A 24,876-nucleotide genomic window follows, 5' to 3' on the forward strand; every position below is an offset into this window, starting at 1 on the left:
AGAGGGGCCGGACAGGTGAGAAAGCCGTGTATGCATGCTTTGTCATGGCATGTCAGGTTTTCATCGGCGGGGGCCGGGGTATCCCAGCCGCCATGCCTCTCACCTGCGGGTCGTTCCGCGTGGCCGACGCCGTGTGCGCGGCCCTGCCCGCCACTCCCGGCGATCTGTCGGCGGCCCGTGCCCAGATGGGGTTCTCGCTGGCCTGGCACATCGTCGTGGCGTGCCTGGGCGTGGGGCTGCCGCTGCTGACCCTGATCACCGAGTGGCGCGGCCTGCGCACCGGCGACCGCGCCTGCCGCCTGCTGGCGCGGCGCTGGGCCCGCGCCATGGGGGTCCTCTTCGCGGTCGGCGCGGTCTCCGGGACCATCCTCAGCTTCGAGCTCGGGCTGCTGTGGCCGGGCCTGATGGGACGTTACGGGCAGGTGATCGGGCTGCCCTTCGCCCTGGAGGGCATCGCCTTCTTCATCGAGGCGATCTTCCTCGGCATCTACCTCTACGCCTGGGACCGGCTGCCGCCCCGGATCCATCTGTGGACCGGGGTGCCGGTCGTCGTCGCGGGCGTGGCGTCGGCGTTCTTCGTCGTCTGCGCCAACGCCTGGATGAACCAGCCGAGCGGCTTCACCCAGCGCGGCGACCGCATCACCGGCGTCGACCCGTGGGCGGCGATGCTCAACCCCGCGAGCTGGCCCCAGACCGTCCACATGATCTTCGCCGCGCTGATGGTCGCCTCCTTCCTGACCGCGAGCGTCTACGCCGTCGCGCTGCTGCGCGGCCGGCGCGACCCCTACCACCGGGCGGGCTTCCTCATCCCCTGCGCGCTCGGCGCCGCCGTCACCCCGCTGCAGATCGCCGCCGGCGACTGGGCCGCCCGCTTCGTCGCCGCCAACCAGCCGGTCAAACTCGCCGCCATGGAGGGCGTCTACCGCACCGGCAGCCACGTACCGCTCACCCTCGGGGGAGTGGCCGGCGACGACGGCCTGCGGTACGGGATCGAGATCCCGAGCGGGCTGTCCCTGCTGATCGGGGACAGCCCCGGCACGGTCGTCGAGGGCCTCGACCGCGTTCCGCGCGCACGGTGGCCCGCCGTGACGGGGGTGCACTGGGCCTTCGACCTGATGGTCGGCGCCGGCTTCTTCCTGCTCCTGATGGCGGCGTGGCTGCTGCTGGCCTGGTGGCGCTCCCGCCGCGCGGGCGACCGCGACCCGCTGGCCCGGCGCGGCACCCGGGCCTTCCTCGCGCTCGGCGCGCTCACCGGGCCGGCCGCGGTGGTCGCCCTCGAATGCGGCTGGTGCGTGACCGAGCTCGGCCGTCAGCCCTGGGTCGTCCAGGGGCTGATGACCGTGCACGAAGCGGTGAACCCCGCGCCCGGGGTGATGGCCGGCCTGTGGCTCGTCCTGATCGTCTACACGGCCATGACGGCGGCCACCGTCTACGTCCTGCGCCGGATGGTCACCGAGCGGCCCGTGCCCGTCGCGCCCCAGGAACGGGACATCGAGGACTACCCCGTGGTCTGAGGCCGACGGCCCGGTCCGAAGGTGCCGAACGACGCCCGAGAGGTTCTTCATCCGATGCTCGCCGACATGACACTGGCCGTGATGTGGCTGGGCCTGACCTGCTACGCCCTGTTCGGCGGAGCGGACTTCGGGGCCGGCCTGTGGGACCTGCTGGCCGGCGGAACCCGGCGCGGCCACCCCCAGCGCGCCCTCATCGAACACACCATCGGCCCCGTGTGGGAGGCCAACCACGTCTGGCTCATCTTCGTCGTCGTGCTGCTGTGGGGCGGCTTCTCACCCGTCTTCGCCGCGGTGCTGTCCACGCTCTACCTGCCGCTCACCTTCGCCGCCCTGGGCATCATCGCCCGCGGAGCCGCGTTCGCCTTCCGCAAGGCCAGCAGCGCGACCGCCCTACGCCGGCTCTTCGGCGCCTGCTTCGCCCTCTCCTCCGTCGTCACCCCCTTCTTCCTCGGCACGGTCGCGGGCGCCGTCGCCTCCGGCCGGGTCCCCCCGGGCCTCGCCGAGGGCGACACCCTCACCGGCTGGCTCCACCCGACGTCCCTCCTCGGCGGCGTCCTCGCCGTCCTCACCTGCGCCCATCTGGCCGCCGTGTACCTGTGCGCGGACGCCGCCCGCGAGGGGGACGACGCCCTCGTCGCCGCGTTCCGCCGACGGGCCCTGATCAGCGGCGCGGTCACCGGCGTCGTCGCCCTCGCCGGCGTCGCCGTGCTGCGCGCGGACGCCCCGCGGCTCTTCGACGGGCTCACCCACCGCGCCCTGCCCCTGGTGGTGCTCAGCGCCCTCGCCGGACTCGCCGGCATGGTCCTGGTCGCGCGGCGCCGCTTCGTCGCCGCCCGCCTCGCGGCGGCGCTGGCGGTGGCCGCCGTCCTGTGGTCCTGGGGCGCCGCCCAGTACCCGCTGATGCTCGTACCCGACACGACCGTGCGGTCGACGGCCTCCCACAGCTCCGTGCTCACCGCCTGCCTGGCCAGCCTCGGCGTGGGGGCACTCCTTCTCGTCCCGTCACTGTGGTGGCTCTACCACCTCTTCCAGCACGAGCAGCGGCGGCCCGAAGCACCGGACGTCTGAGCGCGGCGGCTTCACCCGGACGTTCACGGCCGCGGGAGACTTCCCCCACCGCTGCGCCATCCACCCGGAGATGACCGGCGGTGTGACGGTGCAGTAGGCGGGGAAGTAGCCGCTACTTCATGAACGTGACCTCCGGGAAGGCCGCGGACGGCCGGTCGAGGAGCGGGCTCGGCCTGCCGCGCAGGTGCCGGTCGAAGAAGGCGGCCACATAGCCGCGGGTCACGGCGGTCGCGCGGGCGGCGGCCAGGCTGCCGAGCTGGCCCTCGACGTCCTCCGGCGGGATGGTGTCCGGCCTGCCGAGGCGGTCGATGATCCAGGGGACGTCGGTGAACGTCATGTGCCCGCCGTCGGGCACGTCGAGCCAGCGCTTCCAGCCCGTCAGCCGCTTCCAGGTCCCCTCCCAGTTCTCCCGGGGCTCGGCCAACGTGCTCCGGCGGGCGCCGAGCAGCAGGACGGGCCGGTTCAGGCCCCCGGCGGGCGGATCGGTGAAGAAGTTGCCGTCGAGGTTGACCGCGGCGCCCACGCGCCGGTCCTCGCGCATGACCTCCACCGCGCTCGCGCCGCCGATCGAGTGCCCGGCGACGCCGATCCGCCGTGGATCGACGCGCAGCTCGCTGCCGGGGCCGGTCAGCCGGTCGAGTACGAACTCGAGGTCCTTGGCGCGGTTGCGGACGACCGCCCCGTACTCCTTCGTGTCGCACGCCAGGCACTTCTCGATGCGGCCGCCGGGGAACTCCACCGGCGCCTCGTAGGTGTGGTCGACCGCGGCGACCGCGTAGCCGCGGGAGGCCAGGTCCTCGCCCAGCGCGGTGAGCGTCAGGCGGCTCAGGCCGAAGCCCGGGGAGAGCACGACCAGCGGCCGGGTCCCCGGGGCGCGCCGCGCACCGTCGACGGCGTGGGTGCGCACCGAGGCCATGGCCTCGGTGCCGAGCACCTCCCGGGAGAGGGCCTTGGAGGCGTAGGGCGCCGGCCGGCCCCGCGAGGGCAGGGCGGGGTACCAGAGCGAGACCATCAACTCGCGGTGGCCGGCGGAGGGCTTCCAGGGGTCCTGCCGCGCGGTGTCGACCAGGTGCAGGGTCTTCGTGCCGAGCGGCACTCCGGTCGCCGGAGCGGGCACCTCGGCCGCGGACGGGGCGGGAGCGGGTGGCGTGGCCGCCGCGGCGGCGGCCGGGAGCTGGGGAGCGGCGACGGCCATGAGCAGGGCGGCCGCCACGAACGAACGTCGTGAGGTCTTCCTCGTCTTGCTGAGCATGATCATCACCGTAGGCAGCGCGGAGCCGCCGTGGCATCCACCTCTGGTCGGAGAAGTTCCACGGACCCTCCTCTGATGAGATGACCCACGCCGGCATTTCCCTCCTTTCCCCGCGCCGGGGCGTTGCCCCATTTCCCTTGGGCGCGACCGGAATTACCCCCCGGCGGCAGGCGGCGGCGAAATCGCCCCGTCTTGTGCGAAGCACGGGGATGCCGCCTGCGCCGGGACCGGTACGGGCTCAGCCCGCCGGGGTGGCCTTGTTCTTGGCGCCCTTGTCGTCCACGGCGAACCACTGCCCCTGCTTTCCCTGCCCGTTGACGTCCCCGGCCTTCTCATCACCGGTGAACCAGTACATGGGCCAGCAGTCGACGGCCAGTTGCTTCGTGCCGTCGGGGCGGGTCACCGTGGTGATCAGCTTGGCGTCGATGCCCTTTATCCTGTCCTTGTCCACCGGCTTGGCGGGCTTCCACGTCTCCAGGCAGGCGTCGTTGCAGGAGAACTTCATGGGCCAGGCGCTGTCCTTGTCGAAGCGGTAGAGGGTCCGGCCCTTGCCGTCCACGACGATCCTGCCGAGTTTGGGGTTGTCGGAGACGGACACGCCCTCGGGTGCGGGCTGTTCCTTGGGTTGCTCCTTGGGCTGTTCCTTGGGATCCTCGGCCTTCTTCCCGCCCGCCTTCTTCCCGTCGGGCGCCAGGGCGTTCCAGGTGCCGCCCACCCCCTGGCCCTTGGTCTCGCCGGGGGCGGCGTCCTTCGCGTAGCGGTAGACGGGCCAGCCGCCCAGCGTCAGCTGCTTGGTGCCGTCGGCCCGCTGGACCTCGCCGAGGGCGGAGGCGTCGATCCCGGTGGACGCCGAGGCCCCCTCGGCGGGGACGGGGGGCCAGGCCTTGGCGCAGTCGCCGTCGCAGTTGGAGGCCGGAGGCTTGGCGGTGTCCTTGTCGAAGCGGTAGAGCGTGAAGCCCTTGTCGTCGGTGACGACCTGGCCGAGGTCCGCCGCCTCACGGACCGCCAGCTTGCCGCCCGCCTCGCCCTTGGCGGCCCCCGCGTCCTTGGACCCCGCCCCCGAGCCGTACCCCGACCCGTAGCCCGAGCCGTAGCCCTTGCCCGCGTCCGAGGCGTTCGCCGCCGGGCGGGCGTCGTCGCCGTCGCGCTCCTTGGCCGACGGGCTGCCGCCGCAGGCCGCCGTCAGCACCATGAGCGTGAGCGCCGCTCCCGCGAGGGAAGCCTGTCGCCGCTTGATCATGTCCGTGTTCCTTCCTGGTGGGGGTGCAGCCGGCGGGGACCGCCGGTGCGTGGTGGTACGGGAGGGGCTCCGCGAACGCTCAGCGGAACCGGGAAGTTGTCACAAGGCGCTAAAGAACGCTCAGTTGGCGGCTCCGGTGGTCTCGATGCGAAGGGCCAGAGCGGGGCAGCGCCGCACGGCCCGCAGGGCCCGCTGCCGCATCCGCGCCGGTACGGCGACGACGGCCCGCTCCGGGTAGCCGTCCGGCCCCAGCCGCAGCGGGCCCGGCAGCAGGTCCGCGCACAGCCCGTGCCCCCGGCACAGCGTCCAGTCCACCAGGAGCCGCTCGGCGGGCGCGGGTTTGGAGGCCCGGGCGCCGCCCGGGACCGCGGCGGCGCCCCGCACGCCGTCGGGCAGCGGCAGCGCGCCGAGGACCGGACGGCCGCAGCCGGCGCCCGTCGCGTGCGCCTCGAAGTCCTCGGCGAAGACGGCGAGCGAGGAGGCCACGAAGCGGGCGGTGCCGTCCGGATGGGCGCAGGCCCCGCGCCGCTCCACCGCCCGCATCCGGGCCCGTACGCCCTCCAGGGCCTGCCGGCCGCCGCCGTGCGCGGCCTCGAAGAGGCTCTCGGCGAGCGAGGGGAGCCCCTGGAAGCACGGGCCGCACTGCCCCGCCGACTCCGCCGCCAGCCACCGGGCCACCCGCGCAGTCTCCCCGACCGGACAGGTGGACTCCGGCAGCGGAAGCAGGGCGCCCGCCCCGAACACGGCACCGGCCGCCGCCAGGGAGTCCCGCGAGACCGTCGCCGCGGCGGCGCCGGCCGCACCCAGCCAGGTGCCGTGGTAGCCGCCCACCAGCACGCCCTGACCGGGATCGGTGCCGCACAGCCCGAGCGCGTACGGCAGCGGAAGGCCGGTCGGCGTCTCCACCACGTGCTTCCCGGCGACCGTCAGCAGGACCGTGCCCGGCTCCTCGGCCAGCCCCAGCTCCCGGAAGCCGGCGGCGCCGAGCCGGGCGGCGACGGCCAGCTGCGCGAACGTCTCGGTGTTGGACACCAGGGTCGGCGCCCCGCCCAGGCCGCTCTCGCTGGAGCGGACCTTGCGACCGGACGGCAGCGCGGGCCCGCCGCCCACCCCGCGCACCAGCGCCGTCCCCTCACCCGTGACGAACCGTTCGGGCAGCCGCACCACCCGCGCCGCCGGACCGGACGTACCGCGCTCGGCCACCGCACGGCGCACCGAGAGCTCCACGTCCTCGCGGGTCACCCCGACGGCCACCTGCTCCGCGCCCAGCGCCCCGGCCGCCAGCAGCGCCCCGTCGAGGACCAGGTGCGGGACGTGCAGCAGCAGCGCGGTGTCCTTCAGACAGCCCGGTTCGCCCTCGCTCCCGTTGACCACGACCGCCGCCGCGCCGCCCGTGCGCCGCAGGGAGGCGGCGACCGCGCGCAGCTTGCGGGCGAAGGGGAACCCCGCCCCGCCGCGGCCGCGCAGCCCGATCTCCTCCGCCAGAGCGGCCAGTTCGCTCCAGGACGGCGTCGGCGGCGGCCCGTGCAGGGCCAGATGCGCCGCCCGGTCCAGCCACGGCTGCCGGTCGAGCCCGGCCAGCAGCCGCGGGGTGCCGACGGCCGACAGGGTCGGTACGGGCCCGGTCATGATCCTCCTCCGCGCCCGCCTCGGGCCCAGCGCAGCCGCAGCCCCAGCGCCGCACCCGCGGCGACCACGCACAGCGCGTACGCCGCCGTCACCCAGCCACTGGCCGCACGGCCCGAGTACAGGCCGTGCACCAGCGCCGCGCCCCAGGCCGGATAGGCGCTCATGTGCAGGGCCCGCCAGATCAGGGACCGGCCGACCGAGGCGAAGGCGCTGCGCACCGCGCCGGTCACGGCGACGGCGAGGAAGAGGTAGCCCGAGAGCGTGCCGAGGCCGACGAGGAAGGGGCGGGAGGCGTCGGTGAACGGGACGGCCGCCGCCGTGCCCGTCGTATGCCCCTCGGCCACCTTCACCCAGATGTGCAGGGCGAGGAAGCCGAGGCCGGCCACCGCCAGGCCGCGGTGCACCCCCTGGGCGAGCAGCCGGTGGGCCGGGCCCAGCAGCATCCGGTCGGTGGCGGCCAGCCCCCACAGCACCGTCGCCGTGAGCGAGACGAGCGCGAGCACCCCGGCGCCGAAGTCCAGGAACTCCTGGGTCCGTTCCGCGACTCCGGAGCGGGCCGCGACGGCGAGCAGCAGCAGGAGCGCCGCGGGCAGGGCGGGCCTGGCGGAGAAGCCGCCCGCCGGCCGGGAGCGGGCCCGGGGCCGGGACCGCCCCGGCGGGGGCACGAAGGCGCCCGGCGGGGGAATGAACGGTGCCGTGGGGGGCATGGACGGTACTGGCGCTGCTGACGGGGACGTACGTGACGCAGGCATAGGGCCTCCGACGGGCGGCCCGCGATGGCCGAGCAGGTCGCCCGTGTTCCTGAGAAATCCGGAAATCCCGCGCATCGGCGTAATTCGCCGGGCGGTCGAATGAACGTCAGCATCCTCGAATTCCGCAATCCCTTCATAAGCTTTATCGCGCTGTGACAAATTCGCGCATGGCTGTCCCCACAGCGGTGGGTGGCTGCTGATGATGCCCACTCAGGCGAGAGGGTCGTGATCATCCGTCCCGATCCCCTTGTCCGGTGCAGATGTCCGGAGGTAGACGATGTGCGAAATGCTGAACCGCATCTGGTCACGGCCACGCGGGGAATGGACCCGCGTCCTCAGAAAGGAACTTCCCGCCGTCGCGGCCAGGATGGTCGAGGAACTGGTGCGTGATACGCCCGCATTCGCGGAGGTCACGGAGCGGATGGGGAAGGACATGGCGCAGGCGGCGGTCGAGCAGGCCCTGTTGCTCGCCCTGGGGCTCCGCGGCCGTAAGGCGGGGGCCGGCCGTACGACCGCGACGGCCACCGTGCCCCGGCCCCGCAGCGGCGGTCAGGTGGTGACCACGATGCCGGGCGCCCGCGCCCGCCAGGCGCTCTTCGCCGCGCTCGCGGAGGACCGCTGCCTGCCCGAGAGGGCCTTGGCCGAACTCGCCCGCCAGGCCGGCTGCCCCCTGCCCGAGCGCGTCCGCGCCGTCGTCCTCGCCGGCTCCTCCTCCACCGAGGCGCACCACGTCGGCCTGCACCTGGCCGCGGCGCTCGGCCAGGGACTGCTGGGAACCGTCGACACGGACGTCTGCCTGCTGGTCCCCGACCCCGGCCCCGAGACACGGCCCGCGCTCACGGCCGTACTCGGCGGCCGGACCGCGGCCGTGGGGCACGCCGTGCCCGTGGCCGACGCCTCCTCCTCACTGCGCTGGGCCCGGCGGCTGCTGACCCTCGTCCCGCCCGGCGCCGCCCCGCGGCCCGTGTTCGTCGACGACCACCTCTCCGACCTGCTGCTGCTCCAGGACGAGTCCCTCGCCCGTGCCCTTTCGGCACGCTGGCTGCGGCCCCTCGAAGGACTCACCCCGCGGCAGAGCGAACGGCTCGAAGTGACGCTGCTGGCCTGGCTGGAGAGCGGCGGCGCACCGGAGGCCGCCCGCGTCCTGCAGGTGCACCCGCAGACGGTGCGCTACCGCCTGCGCCAGATAGAGAAGCTCTTCGGCCCGGCGCTACGGGAACCGCGCATGCGCTTCGAACTGGAACTCGCCCTGCGCAGCCGCCGCCTGCTCGCCCAGTCCCGCCGCCTGCGCTCCCGCGCCCAGGGCCGGGCCCGCGCCGTCGGCGCCACCGTCCACCCGCTGGGACTCGCCCGCCAGGCCCGGGTCAACGGCCTGTGAACCGTGGACCGCACGGGATGACGGCCCCGGACCTCGAGGTCCGGGGCCGCCGTGTTCCCGGGGCCGGGTGGCAGGGGCGTCGATGGGGAGCACCCGGCGCCGGGAGCCTGTGGGGGCGGGGCGCTAGCAGCGCCGCCCGCCGTTGACGCAGGCCACCGCCTTCGTCATCAGGGAGTCCGGCATGACGTTGATGAAGTCCCCGTGGTCGGTGACCGGCTTGTGCAACTGCTCGGGGAAGCTGTCCACGGCGAACGCGGTGCCGTCCGGCACGTCGTAGGTGATGCGCTGCACGAGCTGCGGCACGGCCCGGAAGCCGCGCGGGCAGGAGCCGTCCTGCCGGGCGAACGCCACATGCGTACGGTGGTTGGCACTGTCGGTGTTCTTCCCGTCCCAGCAGCTCTGGAAGGCGAGGGTGCGCACCACGTCCGCGCCGTCCGGGCAGATCGGGTACTTGTCCTTCAGCTGCCGCTCCTCGAAACCGACGCAGCTCCAGGAGGCGTTGGCGTTGCCCGTGCCGCTGGTGAACGCCTTCGCGTCACCGGTGATCACCCGCAGGAAGCGCGGCATCGCGGACACCTTCGACACCGGGCTGCCGCGGAACTGGATCGTCACCGACTTCGGCCGCAGCACCTTGCCCATGTTCCCGTCGTGCCCGCCCCCGGGCTTGTTCGCGTCCGGAGCGGCCTTGCCGTCCAGCAGCCGCAGCACCGGCCAGTAGTGCGTGGACAGGTCCCCGTTGGAGCAGGTGGTGCCGGCCGCCGCGAGGGAGGCGTTCGTGGAGAAGGCGTTCGTCGAGAGATTGCCGACGTAGTCGTGCGTGTGATGGGCCCCGTTGCTGACACCCGGGGTGACGATGACATTGTCCGAGTTGAAGTGGCCGTTCTCGTTGCGCCCGCACGCCGAGGAGAACGTGCCGGTCGAGCCGCCGGAACGGGCGGCGGGCCGGGACGCCGCGGGCGCGGTGCGGATGTCGGCGAAGTCCGCGGGGGAGGGGCCGCCGGGCATGGGGCGCTTGAGGGCGTTCGCGCCGCTCCCGCCGTCCGCGGCCTCCGTACGGACCTGCCGGGAGGAGCAGCCGCTCAGCTCCGTCAGATCGGACGGCCGCGCGGACCGCTCGCCTATGGCGTCCGCCATCCGCCCTATCGTCGCCGAGCGCTGCTGCTTGAGCTCGCCGAGCACCGCCGCGCCGTCGCCGCCGGACGCGGCCCGCTCGTAGGCCCGCGCCACCTGCGCGTCGAGCTCGGCGAGACCTGTGGAGACCTGCTGACGCGCCGGATCGGGCACGTCCCGCAGCCGGTCGCCGACGTCGGGACAGGCGATCGTCAGCGCCGTAGCCGCCGCGCCGGAGGCGTCCGCACCGTCGGCGGACCGCGCGGCGGGCTGGCGGGCGCCGCCGGCGGAGGCGTTGGCGGCGATGACCGCCGTGCCGCCACCGCCCAGCAGCAGTGCCGCCACCGCGACGAGCGCGCGCGTCCTGCGCGACAGCCGGCGCTTGTGGCCCTGTCGTTTCGTGGGGGTCATAGGATCACTTCATTTCCTCGTTGCTGTGCTGCGCCGGGGCCTGGGACGAAGCCGGATCCGGGGCCTGGCTCGGGGAGGGCTGGTCCCGGGTGTGCGGGACGCCGGCCAGCCCGGTGTTCTCCAGAACGGTGATGTGGTCGAGGACGACGGTGTTGGCGCGCGTCGCCAGCTCCCGGACCAGGGAGTTGCCGGTCCGGTCCCGTACGAGCGCGACCAGGCCGAACACCTTGCCGTGGGCGATGCGCACCAGCTCGGCGAAGGTCCGGTCGAAGCCGGACCCGGAGGCCGCGTCCATGCGGTCCAGCCACCCCTGCTGCTGATCGCCCGGCCGCACCGGCAGCGAGATGCCCAGCGTCCGTCCGGCGTCGATGGACCGGCGGTCCAACTCCGTGTGCCCGCCCACCAGATGCTCGCCCGCCGTCCGCACGCTCGCGGTGGTCCCGCGCTCCAGGGCCATGCGCCCCGCGGGCTTCTCCCACAGGCCCGCCAGCCGCACCTTGCGCACGAAGTCCCGGTCCAGGGCGGACAGCGGGCCGAACTGCGTGTCCCGCGTCCCTTCGCCGTCGTCGTTCCAGGCGGGACCGCCGGCCGCCGCCTGCCGGGCGACGCCGAACAAGGACACCGGGACCAGCAGCGCCACCAGCGTCGCCGTGAGCGCACCGATCACCAGCCAGGTGCCGAGAGAGGCACGCCCCGCGCCCGGCCGCCCGCCCTCGGGCCCGGTCCGCCGCCGGGCCAGGGACCTCATCAGGCCCGCCCTCATCGCGTGTGTCGGGCGCACGGGACACATGGCGCCGCCTCCTCGTCTCCTGGGGGCCGTCCGTCGAATGGCCAGTGACGCTAGCCGCCCCGGCGTCCCGCGCCACGGGCTTCGTCGGTATCTGACAAAGCCCGCGCCGCCGCCCCGGAAGGCTGTTACCGTGCGGCCGGACGCACCGGACGCGTGCCGCGCCCGGAAGGCCGGGCGACGGCTGCCCGGCCGCGTCCGCACCGGCCCCGGCGACACCCGCCCACCGCCGCGTTTGGCTCCGCGGGACCGGGCTACCCGTCACATACCGCCCCTGACAGGCAGGGGCACCGACGGGAGGCGGCTCCTATGCCAACTGGTGCCACTATCGCCATCCTTGTCGCCCTCGCCGTCGTCTTCGCCGGGGTCGTCGTGGCCGTGCGCCTCGTCGGCCGCGGCCAGGTCACCGGCGGCCGCGGTCTGCGCCGGCGCTTCGGCCCCGAGTACGAGGCCGCGGTCGCCCGGCACGACGGCGACGAGAAGGCGGCGGAGAAGGACCTCAAGGAGCGGCTGCGACGCCACGGCGACGTGCACGTCCTGCCGCTGACGGCGCACGCGCGCGAAATGTACGTCGCCCGGTGGACGGGCCTGCAGGAACAGTTCGTCGACGCCCCGGCCCGGGCCGTGGCCGACGCCGAGGACCTGCTGGGACGGCTCGCCCGCGAACGCGGCTTCCCGGCCGACTCGTGGGACGACCTCCTCGACTCCCTCTCCGTCCACTACCCGCACACCGCCCACGGCTTCCGCGAGATCCACGTCGCGGCCGCCCGGGCACGCACGGAACAGGCCCCGACGGAGCAGCTGCGCGAGGCCCTCGTCCGGGCCCGCGGCCTCTTCGAGGACCTGGTCAGGACGCACCCGCAGGACCGGCGGCCCCAGCGCCACGCCCGGCGCGGCGACCCGCGGCCCGAGCCGGTGACGAGGACGCCGGCGACGAGGAGGAGCGCGAGCGTCACCCCCCAGCACGCCCGGGAAGGCGGGCATGCCAGGAAGGAGGGCCCGTAATGGACCGGCACACCGGACAGCCCCACGCACGGCACCACCACGGCGGCGCCCCGGCCCGCCACCAGGGACCGGAACAGCACCCGCACGTACCGCCCATGGCCCCCGCTGACGGGCGGACGCCGCTGCCGGAAGCGGGGCCGGACCCGGCGGCGGAGGGGAACGCCACGGCGGCGCGCACCCCGCACGGCGACGGCCCCCTGCTGCCGCCCCCCGAGCGCGAACAGCTCGACGACCGCCTCCAGGAGGCCATGAGCGGCTTCATCGACACGCCGCGCGGCTCGGTCGAGGAAGCGGACGCCCTCGTCGACGCCCTCTCCACGCGCGTGGGCGAACTCCTCGAGGAGCGCCGCCACTCCCTGCGCAGGGCCTGGCACGACGACGCCGCGCGACCGGGCACGGAGGAGCTGCGGATGGCCCTCCTCGGCTACCGCGACCTCACCGCACGACTGCTCGGCCTCTAAGCCCCCGCACCGCGCCCCGGAACCGCCCCGGACCGTCGCTCACGCGCACGACGCGAAAGGCGCCCCGGTTCCGGGGCGTTCACGCGCCGCCCCCCAACTCCCCTGCGAACTCCCCACCGACGAGTGGTTTGCCCCCGCACCGGCCACCTGACCGGCCCCCCTCTGACGAGACTGACCAGAGGACAGCCGGATGATCGCAACATCAGGGGGCCGAAATGGTCGGCGGCACAGTTTTGTTCGCACTGCGGGACGACCCGCTCGGCATGGGATCCGAGGGCGAACAACTGCGCAGGATCCGCAAAGCCGTGGAGGACCACGGACTGGAAGTGCGCTGGGCCCGCACCGAGGCCGACGCGCGGGCGGTGCTGCGCACGGAAGCGGGCCTGGCCGCCGCCGTGGTGGCCTGGGACCTCTCCCGGGAGGGGCACACCGACGGCGAGCCGGGCGGCGCCGCGGTCCTGCGCCAGATCGGCCGGCGCTTCAAGGACCTGCCCGTCCTGCTCGTCATGGCCGACGGGGCCGATGACGACCTCGACCACCTGCCCCTGTGGGTGTCGGAGACGGTGGTCGGCTACGTCTGGCCGCTGGAGGACACCCCGGCGTTCATCGCCGGCCGGATCGTCGGCGCGGCCCGCACCTACCGCGAGGCCGTGCTCCCGCCGTTCTTCAAGGCGCTGCGGCGCTTCGACGACGCCCACGAGTACTCCTGGCACACCCCCGCGCACGCCGGCGGCGTCGCCTTCCTGAAGTCCCCGGCCGGCCGCGCGTTCTTCGACTACTACGGCGAGCGGCTGCTGCGCAGCGACCTGTCGATCTCCGTCGAGGAACTGGGCTCCCTCTTCGAGCACACCGGCCCGATCGGCGACGCGGAGCGCAACGCCGCCCGGATCTTCGGCGCCGACCGCACCTACTTCGTCCTGCACGGCAACTCCACCGCGGACCGCATGGTCGGGCACTTCTGCGTCGCCCAGGACGAGATCGCCCTGGTGGACCGCAACTGCCACAAGTCGGTCCTGCACGGCCTGGTCCTGTCCGGCGCCCGACCCGTCTACCTTGTCCCCACCCGCAACGGCTACGGACTGGCGGGACCGCTGCCGCCGGCCGAGGTCCGCGCGGCCTCGGTGGCGGACCGCATCGCCCGCAACCCGCTGGCCCAGGGCGCGGTATCGCCCGGAGCCGAGTACGCCGTGCTCACCAACTCCACCTACGACGGGCTCTGTTACGACGCCGTGCACGTCGCCCGGGAGCTCGCCCCCAGCAGCCCGCGGCTCCACTTCGACGAGGCGTGGTTCGCCTACGCCCGCTTCCACCCCCTCTACGCCGGGCGCTACGGAATGTCGGTGGGCCCCGACACCCTCGCCGACTCCGAACGCCCCACCGTCTTCTCGACCCAGTCCACGCACAAGCTTCTGGCCGCGCTGTCGCAGGCCGCGATGGTGCACGTCAAGCCCTCGCCCAGGGCCCCGGTGGAGCACGAGCGCTTCAACGAGGCCTTCATGATGCACGGCACCACCTCCCCGCTGTACCCCGCCATCGCCTCCCTCGACGTCGCCGCCGGCATGATGGACGGCCCCCAGGGCCACTGGCTGATCGACGAGGCGGTCACCGAAGCCATCCGCTTCCGCCAGGCGGTGGCCCGTACCGGCAGGCGCATCGCTGCCTCCGCGGACCGGCCCGCCTGGTTCTTCGGCGCCTGGCAGCCCGGGACCGTCACCGACCCGGCCACCAAGGAACGGCACGCCTTCGCCGACGCCCCCACCGAACTCCTGCGGACCCAGCCCTCCTGCTGGCACCTGGAGCCGGGCGCCGACTGGCACGGCTTCCCCGGCCTCGACGAGGGCTACTGCCTCCTGGACCCGGTCAAGGTGACGCTCACCTGCCCGGGAATCGACGCCGCCGGCCGATGGGACGACTGGGGCATCCCCGCCCGGATCCTCACGGCCTATCTGGCCACCCGGAACATCGTGGTGGAGAAGACCGACAGCTACACCACCCTCATCCTCTTCTCCATGGGCATCACCAAGGGCAAATGGGGAACCCTGCTCGACGCCCTCATGGACTTCAAGGCCCTCTACGACTCCGGGGCCCCGCTCGAGCAGGTCCTGCCGCGACTCCTCGCGCAGCACCCGCGGCGCTACGCCGGAGCCACCCTGCGGGACCTGTGCCACTCCATGCACGACCATCTGCACCGCGCCGACCTGGTCACCCTGCTGGACACGGCCTTCCAGGAGCTGCCGGAGCCCGTCGCACCGCCCCAGTGGTGCTACCAGCAGCTGATCCGTCAGGGCACCGAGCGCGTACGGCTCTCCGAGGCCGCCGGACGGGTGGCCGCCGCCATGGTCACCGTCACGCCGCCGGGGATCCCCGTGCTGATGCCCGGCGAGTCCACCGGCGCCCCGGACGGGCCGCTGCTGCGCTATCTCGGGGCGCTGGAGTCCTTCGACCGGGCGTTCCCCGGCTTCGGCAGCGAGACCCACGGCGTCACCGTGGACCCCGACACCGGGGACTACATGATCGAGTGCGTACGCCCGGACCGCCGGCCCGCTGCCCGCTCCTGACCGCCGCCGGCCCGGCCTCGCATGCGCGGGGCCGGGCCCGAGGGGATGCGCGCCCGTCCGACGCACCGTCACACGGGCGGGACGAGGACGAAGTACCTCTCGAGGAGGTCCCGGTCGCCCTTCACCTCGTCGAGCCGGTCCGCGGGGATCCGGTGCCAGAGGAACAGCAGCAGGTCCGACGCCGTGCCGGCCAGCTCGACGTCGCAGGGGCCCGTGTCCTGGTCGAGCAGCACGTCGTCGCCGTCGAAGCGCACCCTCCAGTCGCCCGTGCCGTCGGTCTGCCGGAACCGCAGGCGCTCGCCGGAGCCGGGCGGCGCCTTCGTCCAGGCCCGCCGGGCCGGCGCCATGACCTCGAAGTTCTGACCGACGGCGTCCGCCGCGAGCTCCGCGTCGACCGGCCGGGCCGTGCCGGTCGCGGCCTCGGCGTCCCAGCGGTGCACGGCCGCCTCGATGGTCTGGATCCGCATCCAGAACCCGGTGGTCCGCTCCGGCGACCACGTCCACACCGGTTCGGCCGGGCCCCGGCTGCGGAACAGCGACTCCAGCGCCGAGGAACCGTCGGTGAACCAGTCGACCAGACTCGCCGGTATCGGCCCGCGGTTGGGGGCCTCCTCCGGCACCGGCCAGCCCTCGACGTCCTCGGGGAGGTGGAGGAAGCCCAGGTCCACCGTGGCGGACGGGGTCCGGGCGATCAGATTCTCGATGGTGTCCGGCGGTTCCACGATCCGTTCCCTGATGAGGAGGGTCACGAATCTGTGGACGCCGCCCAGATGTGTGACCAGGTCGGACACCGACCAGCCGGGGCAGGAGGGGACCAGGGGCGCCGTGTCGCCGGCGGCCGCCCGGCGGACGGCGGCCTCGAACGCCAGGATCTCGCGGCGGAAATGGGAGACGTAATCCATGGCCTCAATCTGCCCTCGTGCCCGACCCGGTATGTGCTGCGGTCCCCTGTCCTGCCGCCGTCTCCGCGGTCCCCGCGGGAATGCGGGGCGCACCTCCAGGGTTTCCCCCGTAGTGACCGCCGCCGGACGACGGCATTCTGACGGAGGAGGGGATCGCTGGTCTGCTCGACGGGGGTGGGCAGACCAGCGGGGCCCGCGGTCACTCGCCGGACCGGCGCCCGGCCCGGCCCCAGGGCGCCGGCCCGGCAAACCTCCGGAGGGCGCGAACAGCTCATTTTCCGCCCATCGGAGTAATCCTGAGGGAACGGCGGCTGCACTCGTGTGCGGATGTGCAGGCTGTTCCCCGTGAGGGGATGGCTGAGAACAGGGCAAGTGGTGACGTTGGCCGCGGCTGCGGTGCTCGTGCTGGCGGGGGAGGCGGCCGCGGGCGACGGAGGCGTGGACGCCACGGTCGTGGGCCTGCCGGTGACGGCCCTGGTCACCGATCTGCCCGACCTGATTCCCGAGCACCCGCCTTCGCACGTCAGCGCCGACGTGCTCGGCGGTGCCGTGACCGCCGAGGTGATCGACGACGGCAAGGGATGTGTGAACGTCACCGCGCATCTTCCGGTGGCGGACGCGGAAGTGTGGCTGACCTGCCGCAAGCCGAAGCCCCCGGCCCCGGCGCCCCCGGCACCGGCCCCGCCTGCTCCCGCTCCGCCGGCACCTGCCCCTCCGGCCCCGGCGCCCCCCGCGCCCGCTCCGCCTGCTCCCGCTCCGCCTGCTCCCGCTCCGCCTGCTCCCGCTCCACCGGCGCCCCCCGCCCCGGCCCCGCCTGCCCCTGCCCCTCCGGCTCCGGCGCCCCCCGCCCCGGCCCCGCCTGCTCCCGCTCCCCCCGCACCGGCGCCACCGGCTCCGGCCCCGCCTGCGCCCGCGCCGCCGGCCCCGGGGCCGGTCCCCCCGCCTCCGGCTCCGGCGCCTCCCGCGCCCGCGCCGCCTGCCCCGGCCCCGCCGACTCCGGCCCCACCGGCCCCCGCGCCTCCCGCCCCACCCACCTCACCGCCCGCGCCCGGCACTCCCACACCGCCGCGGCCTGCTCCGCCGACGCCGCCGACGCCGCCCGTGCGGCCCGGTCCGGCCCCCGGCCGTCCACCGGCGCGCACCATCCCCGTCAGCAACGAGCCGCCGAGCCCGGCCCCCCGGCCCTCCCCGGCGCCCGCCACGAGGGTCCCGGCACCGCCCGCCGGGCCGCGATCCCCCTCGCGTTCCCGCTACCACAGCTCCGTCAAGTCCGTGAGCAAGCAACAGGATCACCACACGTCGATGGTCACCCTCACCCTGTTGCTCACCACCCCCGCGGTCCTGGCCGCCGCGCTGCTGCGCCCGCGTTCCGGGGGCGGCCGGCGGAGCCGCTGACCGGGACGCCGACCGGTAGGGGGCGGCCCCTCGCCGTCCCCGTTCGTCCGAACAGATGAAGGGCGGATGCCCGGGCCGCGGCAGGCGCCACCCCCGTCGCCCGGGTGAGGCACTGTCGGACGGGAGCGGGGCCTCGGGCGTCCGGCAGGAGTGGGGTCATGACGAGTGGACGGGCGGCTTCCGACGCGGGTGCCGCGGGCCGTGGGCGGGGGAGCCGGTCGTGCGGCTGCTGATGACCTCCGACACCCATCTGCCCAAGCGTGCCAGGGTGCTGCCGGACGAGCTCCTGGCCGCCATCGCGGATGCCGATGCGGTGATCCATGCCGGGGACTGGGTGGACCTCGCCGCCCTCGACCTCTTCGTCTCGCGGGCACGGCGGCTCATCGGCGTGTACGGCAACAACGACGGCCCCGAACTGCGCGCCCGGCTGCCCGAGGTCGCCCGTGCCGAGCTCGGTGGGCTGCGGTTCGCGGTCGTCCACGAGACCGGGCCCGCGGCGGGCCGCGAGAAGCGGTGCGCCGAGCGCTTCCCCGACGCGGACGTGCTGGTCTTCGGCCACAGCCACATCCCGTGGGACACCACGGCGCCCGGCGGCCTCAGGCTGCTGAACCCCGGCTCACCGACCGACCGGCGCCGCCAGCCGCACCACACCTACATGACCGCGGAGGCGCACGCCGGCCGGCTCTCCCGGCTCACCCTGCACCGCATCACCCCCGCGACGCCTCCTGGTTAACCTTGAGCCATGATCATCACCGCCGCCGACGTCCGTCGCATCGCGATGTCCCTCCCGGAGACCGTGGAGAAGGAGGCGTGGAGCATGCCGACGTTCCGCGTCGCCGGGAAGATGTACATCACGATCCCCGACGACGAGACGTCCTTCGCGGTGCGCTGTCCCCGGCACGAACGGGCGGAGCTCATCGCGGCTGAGCCGGAGAAGTTCTGGGTGCCCCCGCACGAGGCGAGCTCGGCGTGGGTGCGCGTACGGCTCGCCGCCCTGGAGGATCTGGACGAGCTGCGTGACATTCTCGTGGACTCCTGGAAGCAGGCGGCACCCGAGCGCCTCGCCGACGCCCTGCCCGAGGCACCGGGCTCGGACTGAGAGGCCGGGAACGGCCGGTCAGCCCTCGATCAGAGCCGCCAGACCGTCGAGCATCGACGTGAGGCCGAGTTCGAACACCTCGTCCAGACGCAGCTCGTAGCCCCCGTCGGCGAAGGCCCCCGTCACCTTGGCGAACGTCGGGTACCGGCCGGAGGCGACCAGGGCGTCGAAGGCCGCCGACTGCGAGTCCATCCACTGGTCCTCGGACAGCCCGGTGGCGCTCGCGGCCTGGGCCTCCCGCTCGAGATGGACGGCGGTGCCCTGGACGTAGCTGTAGAGGAGCACGTTCAGGTTGAGCATGGTCGTGGGGGAGAGGCCGTGGCCGTCGAGGGCGCCGAGCATCCAGTCGGAGTAGGCGATCAGGTGCGGCAGCGCCAGCGGGCGGGTGAGGGGCCCGATGTGTGCGAGCCAGGGGTGCGCGCGGTGCAGCGCCCACAGTGAGCGGGCGCCCAGCTTCAGGCGGCCGCGCCAGTCGGCCGGTGTGTCGGCGGGGTAGGTCGCCTCGGCGAGGACGGCGTCCGCCATGAGGAAGATCAGGTCGTCCTTGCTGTTCACATGGCGATAGGGCGACATGGCGGCGACGCCCAGCCGCGCGGCGACCCCTCGCATGGACAGCGCGGCCAGCCCTTCGGCGTCGGCGATGTCGACGGCTGCGCGGACGATGCGCTCACGGGTCAGCTCGTGGTCGGTCGCCGGGACGAGCGGGGCCGCGGCCGCCGCACCGGGAGCCCGGTCCGGGGCCGCCACCACCGTGCCGACGCGCGGCTGGGACCGTACGAGTCCCTCCTGGCGCAGGGTGGTCAGCACCTTGGTGGCGGTGGCGAGCGCGACGTTCCACTCCTTGGCGATCTGTCGCGTGGACGGCACCCGGGTGCCGGGAGCGAGTTCGCCGTTCGCGATGCGCCGGCGGAGCTCGGCGGCGATGCGCAGATACGGCGGAACGAATTTCCCGGTCATGATCGGCTCCCTTACTCCTGTACTAGTACAGAGGCTAGCAGCGGAGACGGCTGCGGAGGACGGATCTGTACTAGTTCAGTGCTGTTGAAGGGGCACTTGGCAGGGCTGTGCGTACGTCGTACATTCAGTGGCGTACAGCGTACTGAAGGGGGATTTCCCATGAAGACCGTCCTCGTGTCCGGCGCCGGAGTCGCCGGCCTCACCCTCGCCTACTGGCTGCGTCGCAACGGCTTCGCGCCGACCGTCGTCGAGCGCGCTCCCGCCCTGCGCCCCGGCGGCCAGGCCGTCGACGTCCGCGGCGTCGCGCTCGACGTCCTCGAGCGGACCGGGATCCTGGACGAGGCGCGGAACGCCCGCACCCGGCTGCGCGGGATGGCGATGCTCGACAGCGAGGGCAACGAGCTGTGGCGCTCCACCGAGATGACGTACAGCGGAGGCCGGCTGGACGGCGCGGACATCGAGGTGCTGCGCGAGGACCTCACGCGCATGCTGCACCGGCGCGCCCTCGCCGAGGACGTGGAATTCCTCTACGACGACTCCATCGCCACGCTCGACGAGCAGCCGGACGGCGTCCGGGTCGGCTTCGAGACGGGCCCCGCGCGGACCTTCGACCTGGTGGTGGGGGCGGACGGCCTGCACTCGAGGGTGCGCCGGCTGGCCCTCGGCCCGGAGGAGCGCTTCGCCAGCCACCTCGGCTCCTATCTGACGGTCTTCAGCACCGACAACTTCCTGGACCTCGACCACTGGGAGCTCTGGCTCAAGGAGGAAACCGTCGGCTACTGCCTCTACCCCGTGCGCGACAACAGCGAGCTGAGGGCCACGCTCGGCTTCACGTCCGAGCCGATCGACTTCGACCACCGCGACCTCGAACAGCAGAAGACGATCATGGCGGACCGGCTGGCCCATGTGGGCTGGGAGACGCCGCGGCTGCTGCGGGCCATGCGGGAGGCGCCCGACTTCTACTTCGACGCGATGGCCCAGATCCACGTGGAGCGGTGGTCCACCGGCCGGGTGACGCTGGTCGGCGACGCGGGCTACTGCGCCTCGCCGCTCTCCGGCCAGGGCACGAGCCTGGCCCTCGTCGGCGCGTACATCCTGGCCGACGAGCTCGGCAGGCACGGCGACGACCACGCGGCCGCGTTCGCCCGCTACGAGGCCCGCATGCGCCCGTTCGCCGAGCTCAACCAGGCGCTCGCCACGGAGAATCCGGGGGGAATGCCCGCCGACGAGTCGCTCGAGAAGGCCAAGAACGGCATCTCGCTCGACGACTGACCCGGCTCACCTGACCGGGCCCCTCGCAAGAGCCAGGGCCCACAGCCGCCGCCAGTTCAGCCGCGGCCGCATCCGGGGGACGCCCGGGCGGTCGCGCGGAACGCGTACGCGCAGCGCCCGGGGCTCGATCCTGCAGCGCACGGGCGTGGGGAAGGTCAGCGGTTCGCCGTCGACACCGACCTGCACCACCGGCTCGTCGGCGTCGACGAGGATCTCGCGTGCGGTCAGGACGGTCAGGCCGGGCGCGCGCCGCCCGCGCAGCATGGCCGCCGCCTGCGCCGCGCTGTCGACCCTGACGCCCAGCAGCCCCAGTACGCCGCCGTCCAGCCGCTCCCGCCGGCCGAGCCCCGCCAGGTCGCCGACCCGGTACGGATTGTTGCTGACCAGCACCGCCTGCGGGGCGTCGAGGGTCACGCCCGCGGCGGCGACGGTCAGCCGCGGCCCGTGATGCCGGGTCAGGACGTCGGGCAGCAGCTGCAGGGTGGTGCGCACCTTGTCGTCGCGGTAGGCGGGGCTCTGCACCACGACCGCGTACGCGCCGAACGAGGCGTTGTTGACGAAGACGCGCTCCCCGACGCGTCCGAGGTCCACACGGAACTCGACCCCGTCCGTCAGGGCGTCCAGGCACCTCGACGGTTCGTCCCGGTCGAGCCCGAGGTCCAGGGCGAAGTGGTTGCGGGTGCCGGCCGTGATGACCACGAACGGCACCCCGTACGCCGCCGCGACGCCCGCGACCAGCGCCTGCGTGCCGTCCCCACCGGCCACGCCCAGCAGGTCCGCGCCGTCCGCGACGGCGTCGCGCGCGAGCGCGACGACGTCCTGGGGGCGGCCGGGGTCGAGGAGCACGACGTCGGCGCCCAGCGCCTCCGCCTTCTCCCGCAAGCCGAACCGCTCCACCTTTCCCCCGCCCGAGCGGGGGTTCATGATGAGGAAGGGGCGCTTGGGCGGCGGGACGGGACACCCGCGCGCGGTCGCCGGCGCGGTGTTGTCCGCGGCGAGCGCGGCCCAGCCCGCGGACACCGATACACCCCACAGCACGAGAATGACGACGACGAGCCAGAGCAGCCCCGCCGCGACGTAGAACGCGAACACCATGGCCGGCGCCGCCACCGCCAGGCCGGCGGCGCACACCCGCGCCAGGCCCCGTCGAGTCAGCGCCCACCACAGCCCCGCCGCCGTGGCGGCCGACCCGCCGATGCCGACCAGGCCGATGCTCCGGCCGCCCGCGACCAGGAGCAGCAGCAACACCCCCGCCGTGGCCGCCGCGACCGCCAGGCGCGCGGCCCGGCGCTGCGCCACGGGACCGTGCGCACCGAGACGACCCTCGTCCATGGTTCCCCCCATCGCCGCGGACACCTGAAGGACGCACCGGCGGCCGCCGCCGTTCCCCCGCCGGGGCCGTGGGTCAGGCGGCGCCCGGCGCGCGCACGGGATCCCATGTCCCGCTGTGAGCTGCGGCGTTGACAGGCTGTGACACAGATGTTCTCATGAGGGGCGTGCAGCGCGGTGCCGGCCGAAGAGCAGTGGGCAGGCCGGCAGCCGAGCGAGCACCTTTCACCGAGGGACCCATGCCATGAGTTCATACTCCGCACCCCGCATCTGACGTCAGCCGACATCAACGCGTCCGCACGTCGTCCCTTGTTCCGAACGGTGCCCGGCACCGCCGCCTGACTTCCGTACGCCATCGCCTGGCCGACGGCCGCCCCGTACCGGCGCCGCCCGTCGCCATGGAACCCGTACCCGCGCACCGTCGCGGTCCCACGCAACCCTCCCTGGAGATCCACGCAGCATGCCCCTGTCCTTCAACCAGCAGGTCATCAAGGAGTTCCGAGCCAACGAGGGGAAGGTCGGCGGCCCATTCGAGGGCGGCGACCTCCTCCTGCTGACCACCACCGGCGCCAGGTCCGGCCTGCCGCACACCGTTCCGCTGGGCTACGTCCGGCACGGCGACCTGCTCCTCGTCGTCGGGTCCAACCTCGGCGCCCCCAGCCATCCCGCCTGGTACCACAACCTCCTGGCCCACCCCGCGGTCGGCGTCGAGATCGGCACCGAGGAGTTCGAGGCCGTCGCCGTCCCGGCCGAGGGCGCCCGGCGTGAGCGGCTGTTCGAGCACGTGGTGCGCACGGAGCCCGGATACGGCGACTACCAGAGCCGCACCACCCGGACCCTGCCGGTCGTGGTGCTGGAACGCCCCGAGCACGGGGGAGGAGGGCCCCGCGAGGTCCGCACCCTCGCCGACAAGCTCCTGGAGGTCCACACGTGGCTGCGCGAACAGCTGCGCCACGTACGCGCCGAGGTCGACGCCCACTTCGCGGCGCGGGCGGACCACCGGGGCCCCGGAGAGCCGCCGTCGCCGGGGCTCGGACTGCAGATCCGGCAGCACTGCCTCGCCTTCTGCGACTCCCTGACGTTCCATCACACCAGCGAGGACGCCCACGTCTTCCCCGCCCTGGCCCAGCACCACCCCCACCTGCGGGAGCCCCTGGACCGGCTGAGCGAGGAACACCGGACCGTGTCCCGCATCAAGGACGAACTCCTCGCCCTGCTGTCCGACATCACCACCGCCGACCCCCGGCGCTTCCGCGCCGAGCTGGACCGGATGGCGAAGGAGCTGGTGGCCCACCTCGACTACGAGGAGGAGTGGCTGCTGCCCGTGCTGGCCGACGTCCCCTTCCCGCCGGCGCCGCCCGCGGCGGTCCCGGCCGGCGGACGGTCCCAGGAGTGATCAACGACCCGTATCCCTACGGGTTCGCACGGCCGCCCCTGTCCTGTTACATCGGCCGCGTCCGGTTCGTCATGGCGATGACGGAACACGACGAGAGAGTGCGGCGGATGAACGAACAAGATTTTCTGGCGGGGCGGTTCGAGGAGCACCGGTACCATCTGCGGGCGGTGGCCTACCGGATGCTCGGCTCGCTCAGCGAGGCGGACGACGCCGTGCAGGAGGCCTGGCTCAAGCTCAGCCGCTCCGACACCGACGGCGTCGCGAACCTGGGCGGATGGCTGACGACCGTCGTCGGGCGGGTGTGCCTGGACCTCCTGCGCTCGCGCTCCTCGCGCCGCGAGGAGCCGCTCGAGGTGCGGCTGCCCGACCCGGTCGTCAGCGGGGCGCGGGGCGTCGACCCCGAGCACGAGGCGCTGCTGGCCGACTCGGTCGGCATCGCCCTGCTCGTCGTCCTCGAAACCCTGGCCCCCGCCGAGCGGCTCGCCTTCGTTCTGCACGACATGTTCGCCGTGCCCTTCGACGAGATCGCCACCGTCGTCGACCGCACGCCGGCTGCGGCCCGGCAGCTCGCCAGCCGGGCCCGCCGCCGTGTGCAAGGGGCGGCCCCGGTGCCCGACACCGACCTGGCCCGGCAGCGCGAGGTCGTCGACGCCTTCTTCGCCGCCGCCCGCGGAGGCGACTTCGAGGCGCTCGTCGCCGTCCTCGACCCGGAGGTCGTGGCCCGCTCCGACGGCGGCGCCCTGCGCCCGGGGACCGTGGTGCGCGGTGCGGCGAACGTGGCCGGAGGCGCGCTCACCTTCGCGAGCTTCGCGGAGTACGCGCACCCCGCGACCGTCAACGGGGCCGCGGGAGTCGTCGCGGTCTCGGCGGGGGTCCCGGTCTCGGTCATGGCGTTCACGGTCACGGACGGGAGGATCGTGGAGATCGACATCCTCACCGACCCCGAGCGCCTGGGCCGGCTGGACCTGACGGTCCTCGGCGACTGACGGGGCGGGGTGACGCACGGTCACCCGGGGGACGGCGTGCGCGCTAGACCGTGGAGGTCAGCGCGCTGTCGTCCCCCGTACGGGATCCGGGAAGGCGGTGACGCGCGGCGACGAGGGCGGTGTCGATGTCCCGGGTGCCGGTGGACACGCACAGGGTGTAGGCGACGTCGGCCAGCCTCTGCCGCGTGGTGGGTCCCGCGTTCCCGGACTCCAGCGCGTGCTCGAGGGCGGTGTAGCGCTGGATGAGATCGTCGAGCACGGCAGGGTGGGCAAGCAGCATGAATCTCTCCTCCTGAGGAAACACACACGACATCGCCCGTGCGCCTGCCCGCGCACCGCCGTCCCATGCCCCCCTCTTTCCTCGCGCCCCGGTCG

At 74.0% G+C, this 24,876-nt stretch carries 23 protein-coding genes; 13 read left to right on the plus strand and 10 right to left on the minus strand.

Going from position 1 to position 24,876, the window contains the following annotated elements; translation table 11 throughout:
- The first annotated feature begins 92 nt into the window (after positions 1–92).
- Positions 93–1,514 carry a cytochrome ubiquinol oxidase subunit I gene (locus ACIGXW_RS03935; protein WP_399569485.1) on the plus strand — a complete coding sequence of 474 codons (1,422 nt, stop codon included), beginning with the start codon at positions 93–95 and terminating at the stop codon, positions 1,512–1,514.
- Between the two features lie 54 nt (positions 1,515–1,568).
- Positions 1,569–2,582, plus strand: a complete 1,014-nt coding sequence (locus ACIGXW_RS03940) for a cytochrome d ubiquinol oxidase subunit II (protein WP_399569488.1) — start codon at positions 1,569–1,571, stop codon at positions 2,580–2,582.
- Between the two features lie 112 nt (positions 2,583–2,694).
- Here the strand turns inward: ACIGXW_RS03940 and ACIGXW_RS03945 are convergent, their stop codons facing one another.
- The 4 genes from ACIGXW_RS03945 to ACIGXW_RS03960 all read right to left on the minus strand — a co-directional run bounded on the left by ACIGXW_RS03945 (position 2,695) and on the right by ACIGXW_RS03960 (position 7,410).
- Positions 2,695–3,834 (minus strand): hypothetical protein, encoded by a 1,140-nt coding sequence (locus ACIGXW_RS03945; RefSeq protein ID WP_071966556.1) that lies wholly within the window; start codon positions 3,832–3,834, stop codon positions 2,695–2,697.
- A 238-nt stretch (positions 3,835–4,072) separates the two neighbouring features.
- Positions 4,073–5,074: an SCO0930 family lipoprotein gene (locus ACIGXW_RS03950; protein WP_071966374.1), complete on the minus strand. Its 1,002-nt coding sequence runs from the start codon at positions 5,072–5,074 to the stop codon at positions 4,073–4,075.
- 120 nt (positions 5,075–5,194) lie between these two features.
- Entirely contained in the window at positions 5,195–6,703 is a 1,509-nt protein-coding gene (locus ACIGXW_RS03955) for an NADH-ubiquinone oxidoreductase-F iron-sulfur binding region domain-containing protein (protein WP_399569490.1), read from the minus strand.
- The gene (locus tag ACIGXW_RS03960) at positions 6,700–7,410 is read right to left on the minus strand and encodes a hypothetical protein (RefSeq protein ID WP_399569493.1); all 711 of its coding nucleotides are present in this window, start codon (positions 7,408–7,410) and stop codon (positions 6,700–6,702) included. Before ACIGXW_RS03960 ends, ACIGXW_RS03955 begins: the two co-directional genes overlap by 4 nt.
- Positions 7,411–7,479: 69 nt before the next feature.
- Between ACIGXW_RS03960 and ACIGXW_RS03965 the strand changes: the two genes are divergently transcribed.
- Positions 7,480–7,611: a hypothetical protein gene (locus ACIGXW_RS03965; RefSeq protein WP_360907782.1), complete on the plus strand. Its 132-nt coding sequence runs from the start codon at positions 7,480–7,482 to the stop codon at positions 7,609–7,611.
- 130 nt (positions 7,612–7,741) lie between these two features.
- Positions 7,742–8,833, plus strand: coding sequence for a PucR family transcriptional regulator (locus tag ACIGXW_RS03970; RefSeq protein ID WP_399569495.1), 1,092 nt, complete (start codon positions 7,742–7,744; stop codon positions 8,831–8,833).
- Positions 8,834–8,956: 123 nt separating this feature from the next.
- Here ACIGXW_RS03970 and ACIGXW_RS03975 read toward each other — a convergent pair whose 3' ends face one another.
- Together ACIGXW_RS03975 and ACIGXW_RS03980 are read right to left on the minus strand one after the other, a co-directional pair.
- On the minus strand, positions 8,957–10,354 hold the full coding sequence (locus tag ACIGXW_RS03975) for a DUF1996 domain-containing protein (protein WP_399569497.1): 1,398 nt from the start codon (positions 10,352–10,354) through the stop codon (positions 8,957–8,959).
- A 4-nt stretch (positions 10,355–10,358) separates the two neighbouring features.
- Positions 10,359–11,135, minus strand: coding sequence for a DUF4142 domain-containing protein (locus ACIGXW_RS03980; RefSeq protein WP_399569499.1), 777 nt, complete (start codon positions 11,133–11,135; stop codon positions 10,359–10,361).
- 315 nt (positions 11,136–11,450) lie between these two features.
- Here ACIGXW_RS03980 and ACIGXW_RS03985 point away from each other — a divergent pair, with 315 nt between their 5' ends.
- The 3 genes from ACIGXW_RS03985 to ACIGXW_RS03995 all read left to right on the plus strand — a co-directional run bounded on the left by ACIGXW_RS03985 (position 11,451) and on the right by ACIGXW_RS03995 (position 15,165).
- Positions 11,451–12,146 carry a hypothetical protein gene (locus tag ACIGXW_RS03985; protein ID WP_399569502.1) on the plus strand — a complete coding sequence of 232 codons (696 nt, stop codon included), beginning with the start codon at positions 11,451–11,453 and terminating at the stop codon, positions 12,144–12,146.
- The gene (locus tag ACIGXW_RS03990) at positions 12,146–12,607 is read left to right on the plus strand and encodes a hypothetical protein (RefSeq protein WP_399569504.1); all 462 of its coding nucleotides are present in this window, start codon (positions 12,146–12,148) and stop codon (positions 12,605–12,607) included. Before ACIGXW_RS03985 ends, ACIGXW_RS03990 begins: the two co-directional genes overlap by 1 nt.
- A 215-nt stretch (positions 12,608–12,822) precedes the next feature.
- Positions 12,823–15,165, plus strand: coding sequence for an Orn/Lys/Arg decarboxylase N-terminal domain-containing protein (locus ACIGXW_RS03995; protein WP_399569506.1), 2,343 nt, complete (start codon positions 12,823–12,825; stop codon positions 15,163–15,165).
- 68 nt (positions 15,166–15,233) lie between these two features.
- Here ACIGXW_RS03995 and ACIGXW_RS04000 read toward each other — a convergent pair whose 3' ends face one another.
- The gene (locus ACIGXW_RS04000; RefSeq protein WP_399569509.1) at positions 15,234–16,067 is read right to left on the minus strand and encodes a maleylpyruvate isomerase family mycothiol-dependent enzyme; all 834 of its coding nucleotides are present in this window, start codon (positions 16,065–16,067) and stop codon (positions 15,234–15,236) included.
- A 1,272-nt stretch (positions 16,068–17,339) separates the two neighbouring features.
- Between ACIGXW_RS04000 and ACIGXW_RS04005 the strand changes: the two genes are divergently transcribed.
- From ACIGXW_RS04005 to ACIGXW_RS04015, 3 genes are all read left to right on the plus strand, one after another.
- Positions 17,340–17,462 (plus strand): hypothetical protein, encoded by a 123-nt coding sequence (locus ACIGXW_RS04005; RefSeq protein ID WP_399569511.1) that lies wholly within the window; start codon positions 17,340–17,342, stop codon positions 17,460–17,462.
- A 220-nt stretch (positions 17,463–17,682) separates the two neighbouring features.
- On the plus strand, positions 17,683–18,195 hold the full coding sequence (locus ACIGXW_RS04010) for a metallophosphoesterase family protein (RefSeq protein ID WP_399569513.1): 513 nt from the start codon (positions 17,683–17,685) through the stop codon (positions 18,193–18,195).
- 9 nt (positions 18,196–18,204) lie between these two features.
- The gene (locus ACIGXW_RS04015) at positions 18,205–18,561 is read left to right on the plus strand and encodes an MmcQ/YjbR family DNA-binding protein (RefSeq protein ID WP_071966384.1); all 357 of its coding nucleotides are present in this window, start codon (positions 18,205–18,207) and stop codon (positions 18,559–18,561) included.
- 18 nt (positions 18,562–18,579) lie between these two features.
- Here the strand turns inward: ACIGXW_RS04015 and ACIGXW_RS04020 are convergent, their stop codons facing one another.
- Positions 18,580–19,518 (minus strand): TetR/AcrR family transcriptional regulator C-terminal domain-containing protein, encoded by a 939-nt coding sequence (locus ACIGXW_RS04020; RefSeq protein WP_399569515.1) that lies wholly within the window; start codon positions 19,516–19,518, stop codon positions 18,580–18,582.
- Positions 19,519–19,677: 159 nt separating this feature from the next.
- On the opposite strand from ACIGXW_RS04020, the gene ACIGXW_RS04025 reads away from it, so the two are divergent.
- Complete coding sequence (locus ACIGXW_RS04025) at positions 19,678–20,790, plus strand: FAD-dependent monooxygenase (RefSeq protein ID WP_399569518.1); 1,113 nt, start codon at positions 19,678–19,680, stop codon at positions 20,788–20,790.
- Positions 20,791–20,796: 6 nt separating this feature from the next.
- On the opposite strand, the gene ACIGXW_RS04030 is transcribed toward ACIGXW_RS04025, so the two are convergent.
- Positions 20,797–22,122 carry a diacylglycerol/lipid kinase family protein gene (locus ACIGXW_RS04030; protein WP_399569520.1) on the minus strand — a complete coding sequence of 442 codons (1,326 nt, stop codon included), beginning with the start codon at positions 22,120–22,122 and terminating at the stop codon, positions 20,797–20,799.
- 457 nt (positions 22,123–22,579) lie between these two features.
- Between ACIGXW_RS04030 and ACIGXW_RS04035 the strand changes: the two genes are divergently transcribed.
- Entirely contained in the window at positions 22,580–23,515 is a 936-nt protein-coding gene (locus tag ACIGXW_RS04035) for a nitroreductase/quinone reductase family protein (protein WP_399569522.1), read from the plus strand.
- A 107-nt stretch (positions 23,516–23,622) separates the two neighbouring features.
- Positions 23,623–24,501: a sigma-70 family RNA polymerase sigma factor gene (locus ACIGXW_RS04040; RefSeq protein ID WP_399570810.1), complete on the plus strand. Its 879-nt coding sequence runs from the start codon at positions 23,623–23,625 to the stop codon at positions 24,499–24,501.
- A gap of 43 nt (positions 24,502–24,544) precedes the next feature.
- On the opposite strand, the gene ACIGXW_RS04045 is transcribed toward ACIGXW_RS04040, so the two are convergent.
- The gene (locus tag ACIGXW_RS04045) at positions 24,545–24,781 is read right to left on the minus strand and encodes a DUF5133 domain-containing protein (RefSeq protein ID WP_071966389.1); all 237 of its coding nucleotides are present in this window, start codon (positions 24,779–24,781) and stop codon (positions 24,545–24,547) included.
- Positions 24,782–24,876: the final 95 nt, after the last annotated feature.

The organism is Streptomyces sp. NPDC053079, from assembly GCF_044546695.1.
Classification (GTDB): domain Bacteria; phylum Actinomycetota; class Actinomycetes; order Streptomycetales; family Streptomycetaceae; genus Streptomyces.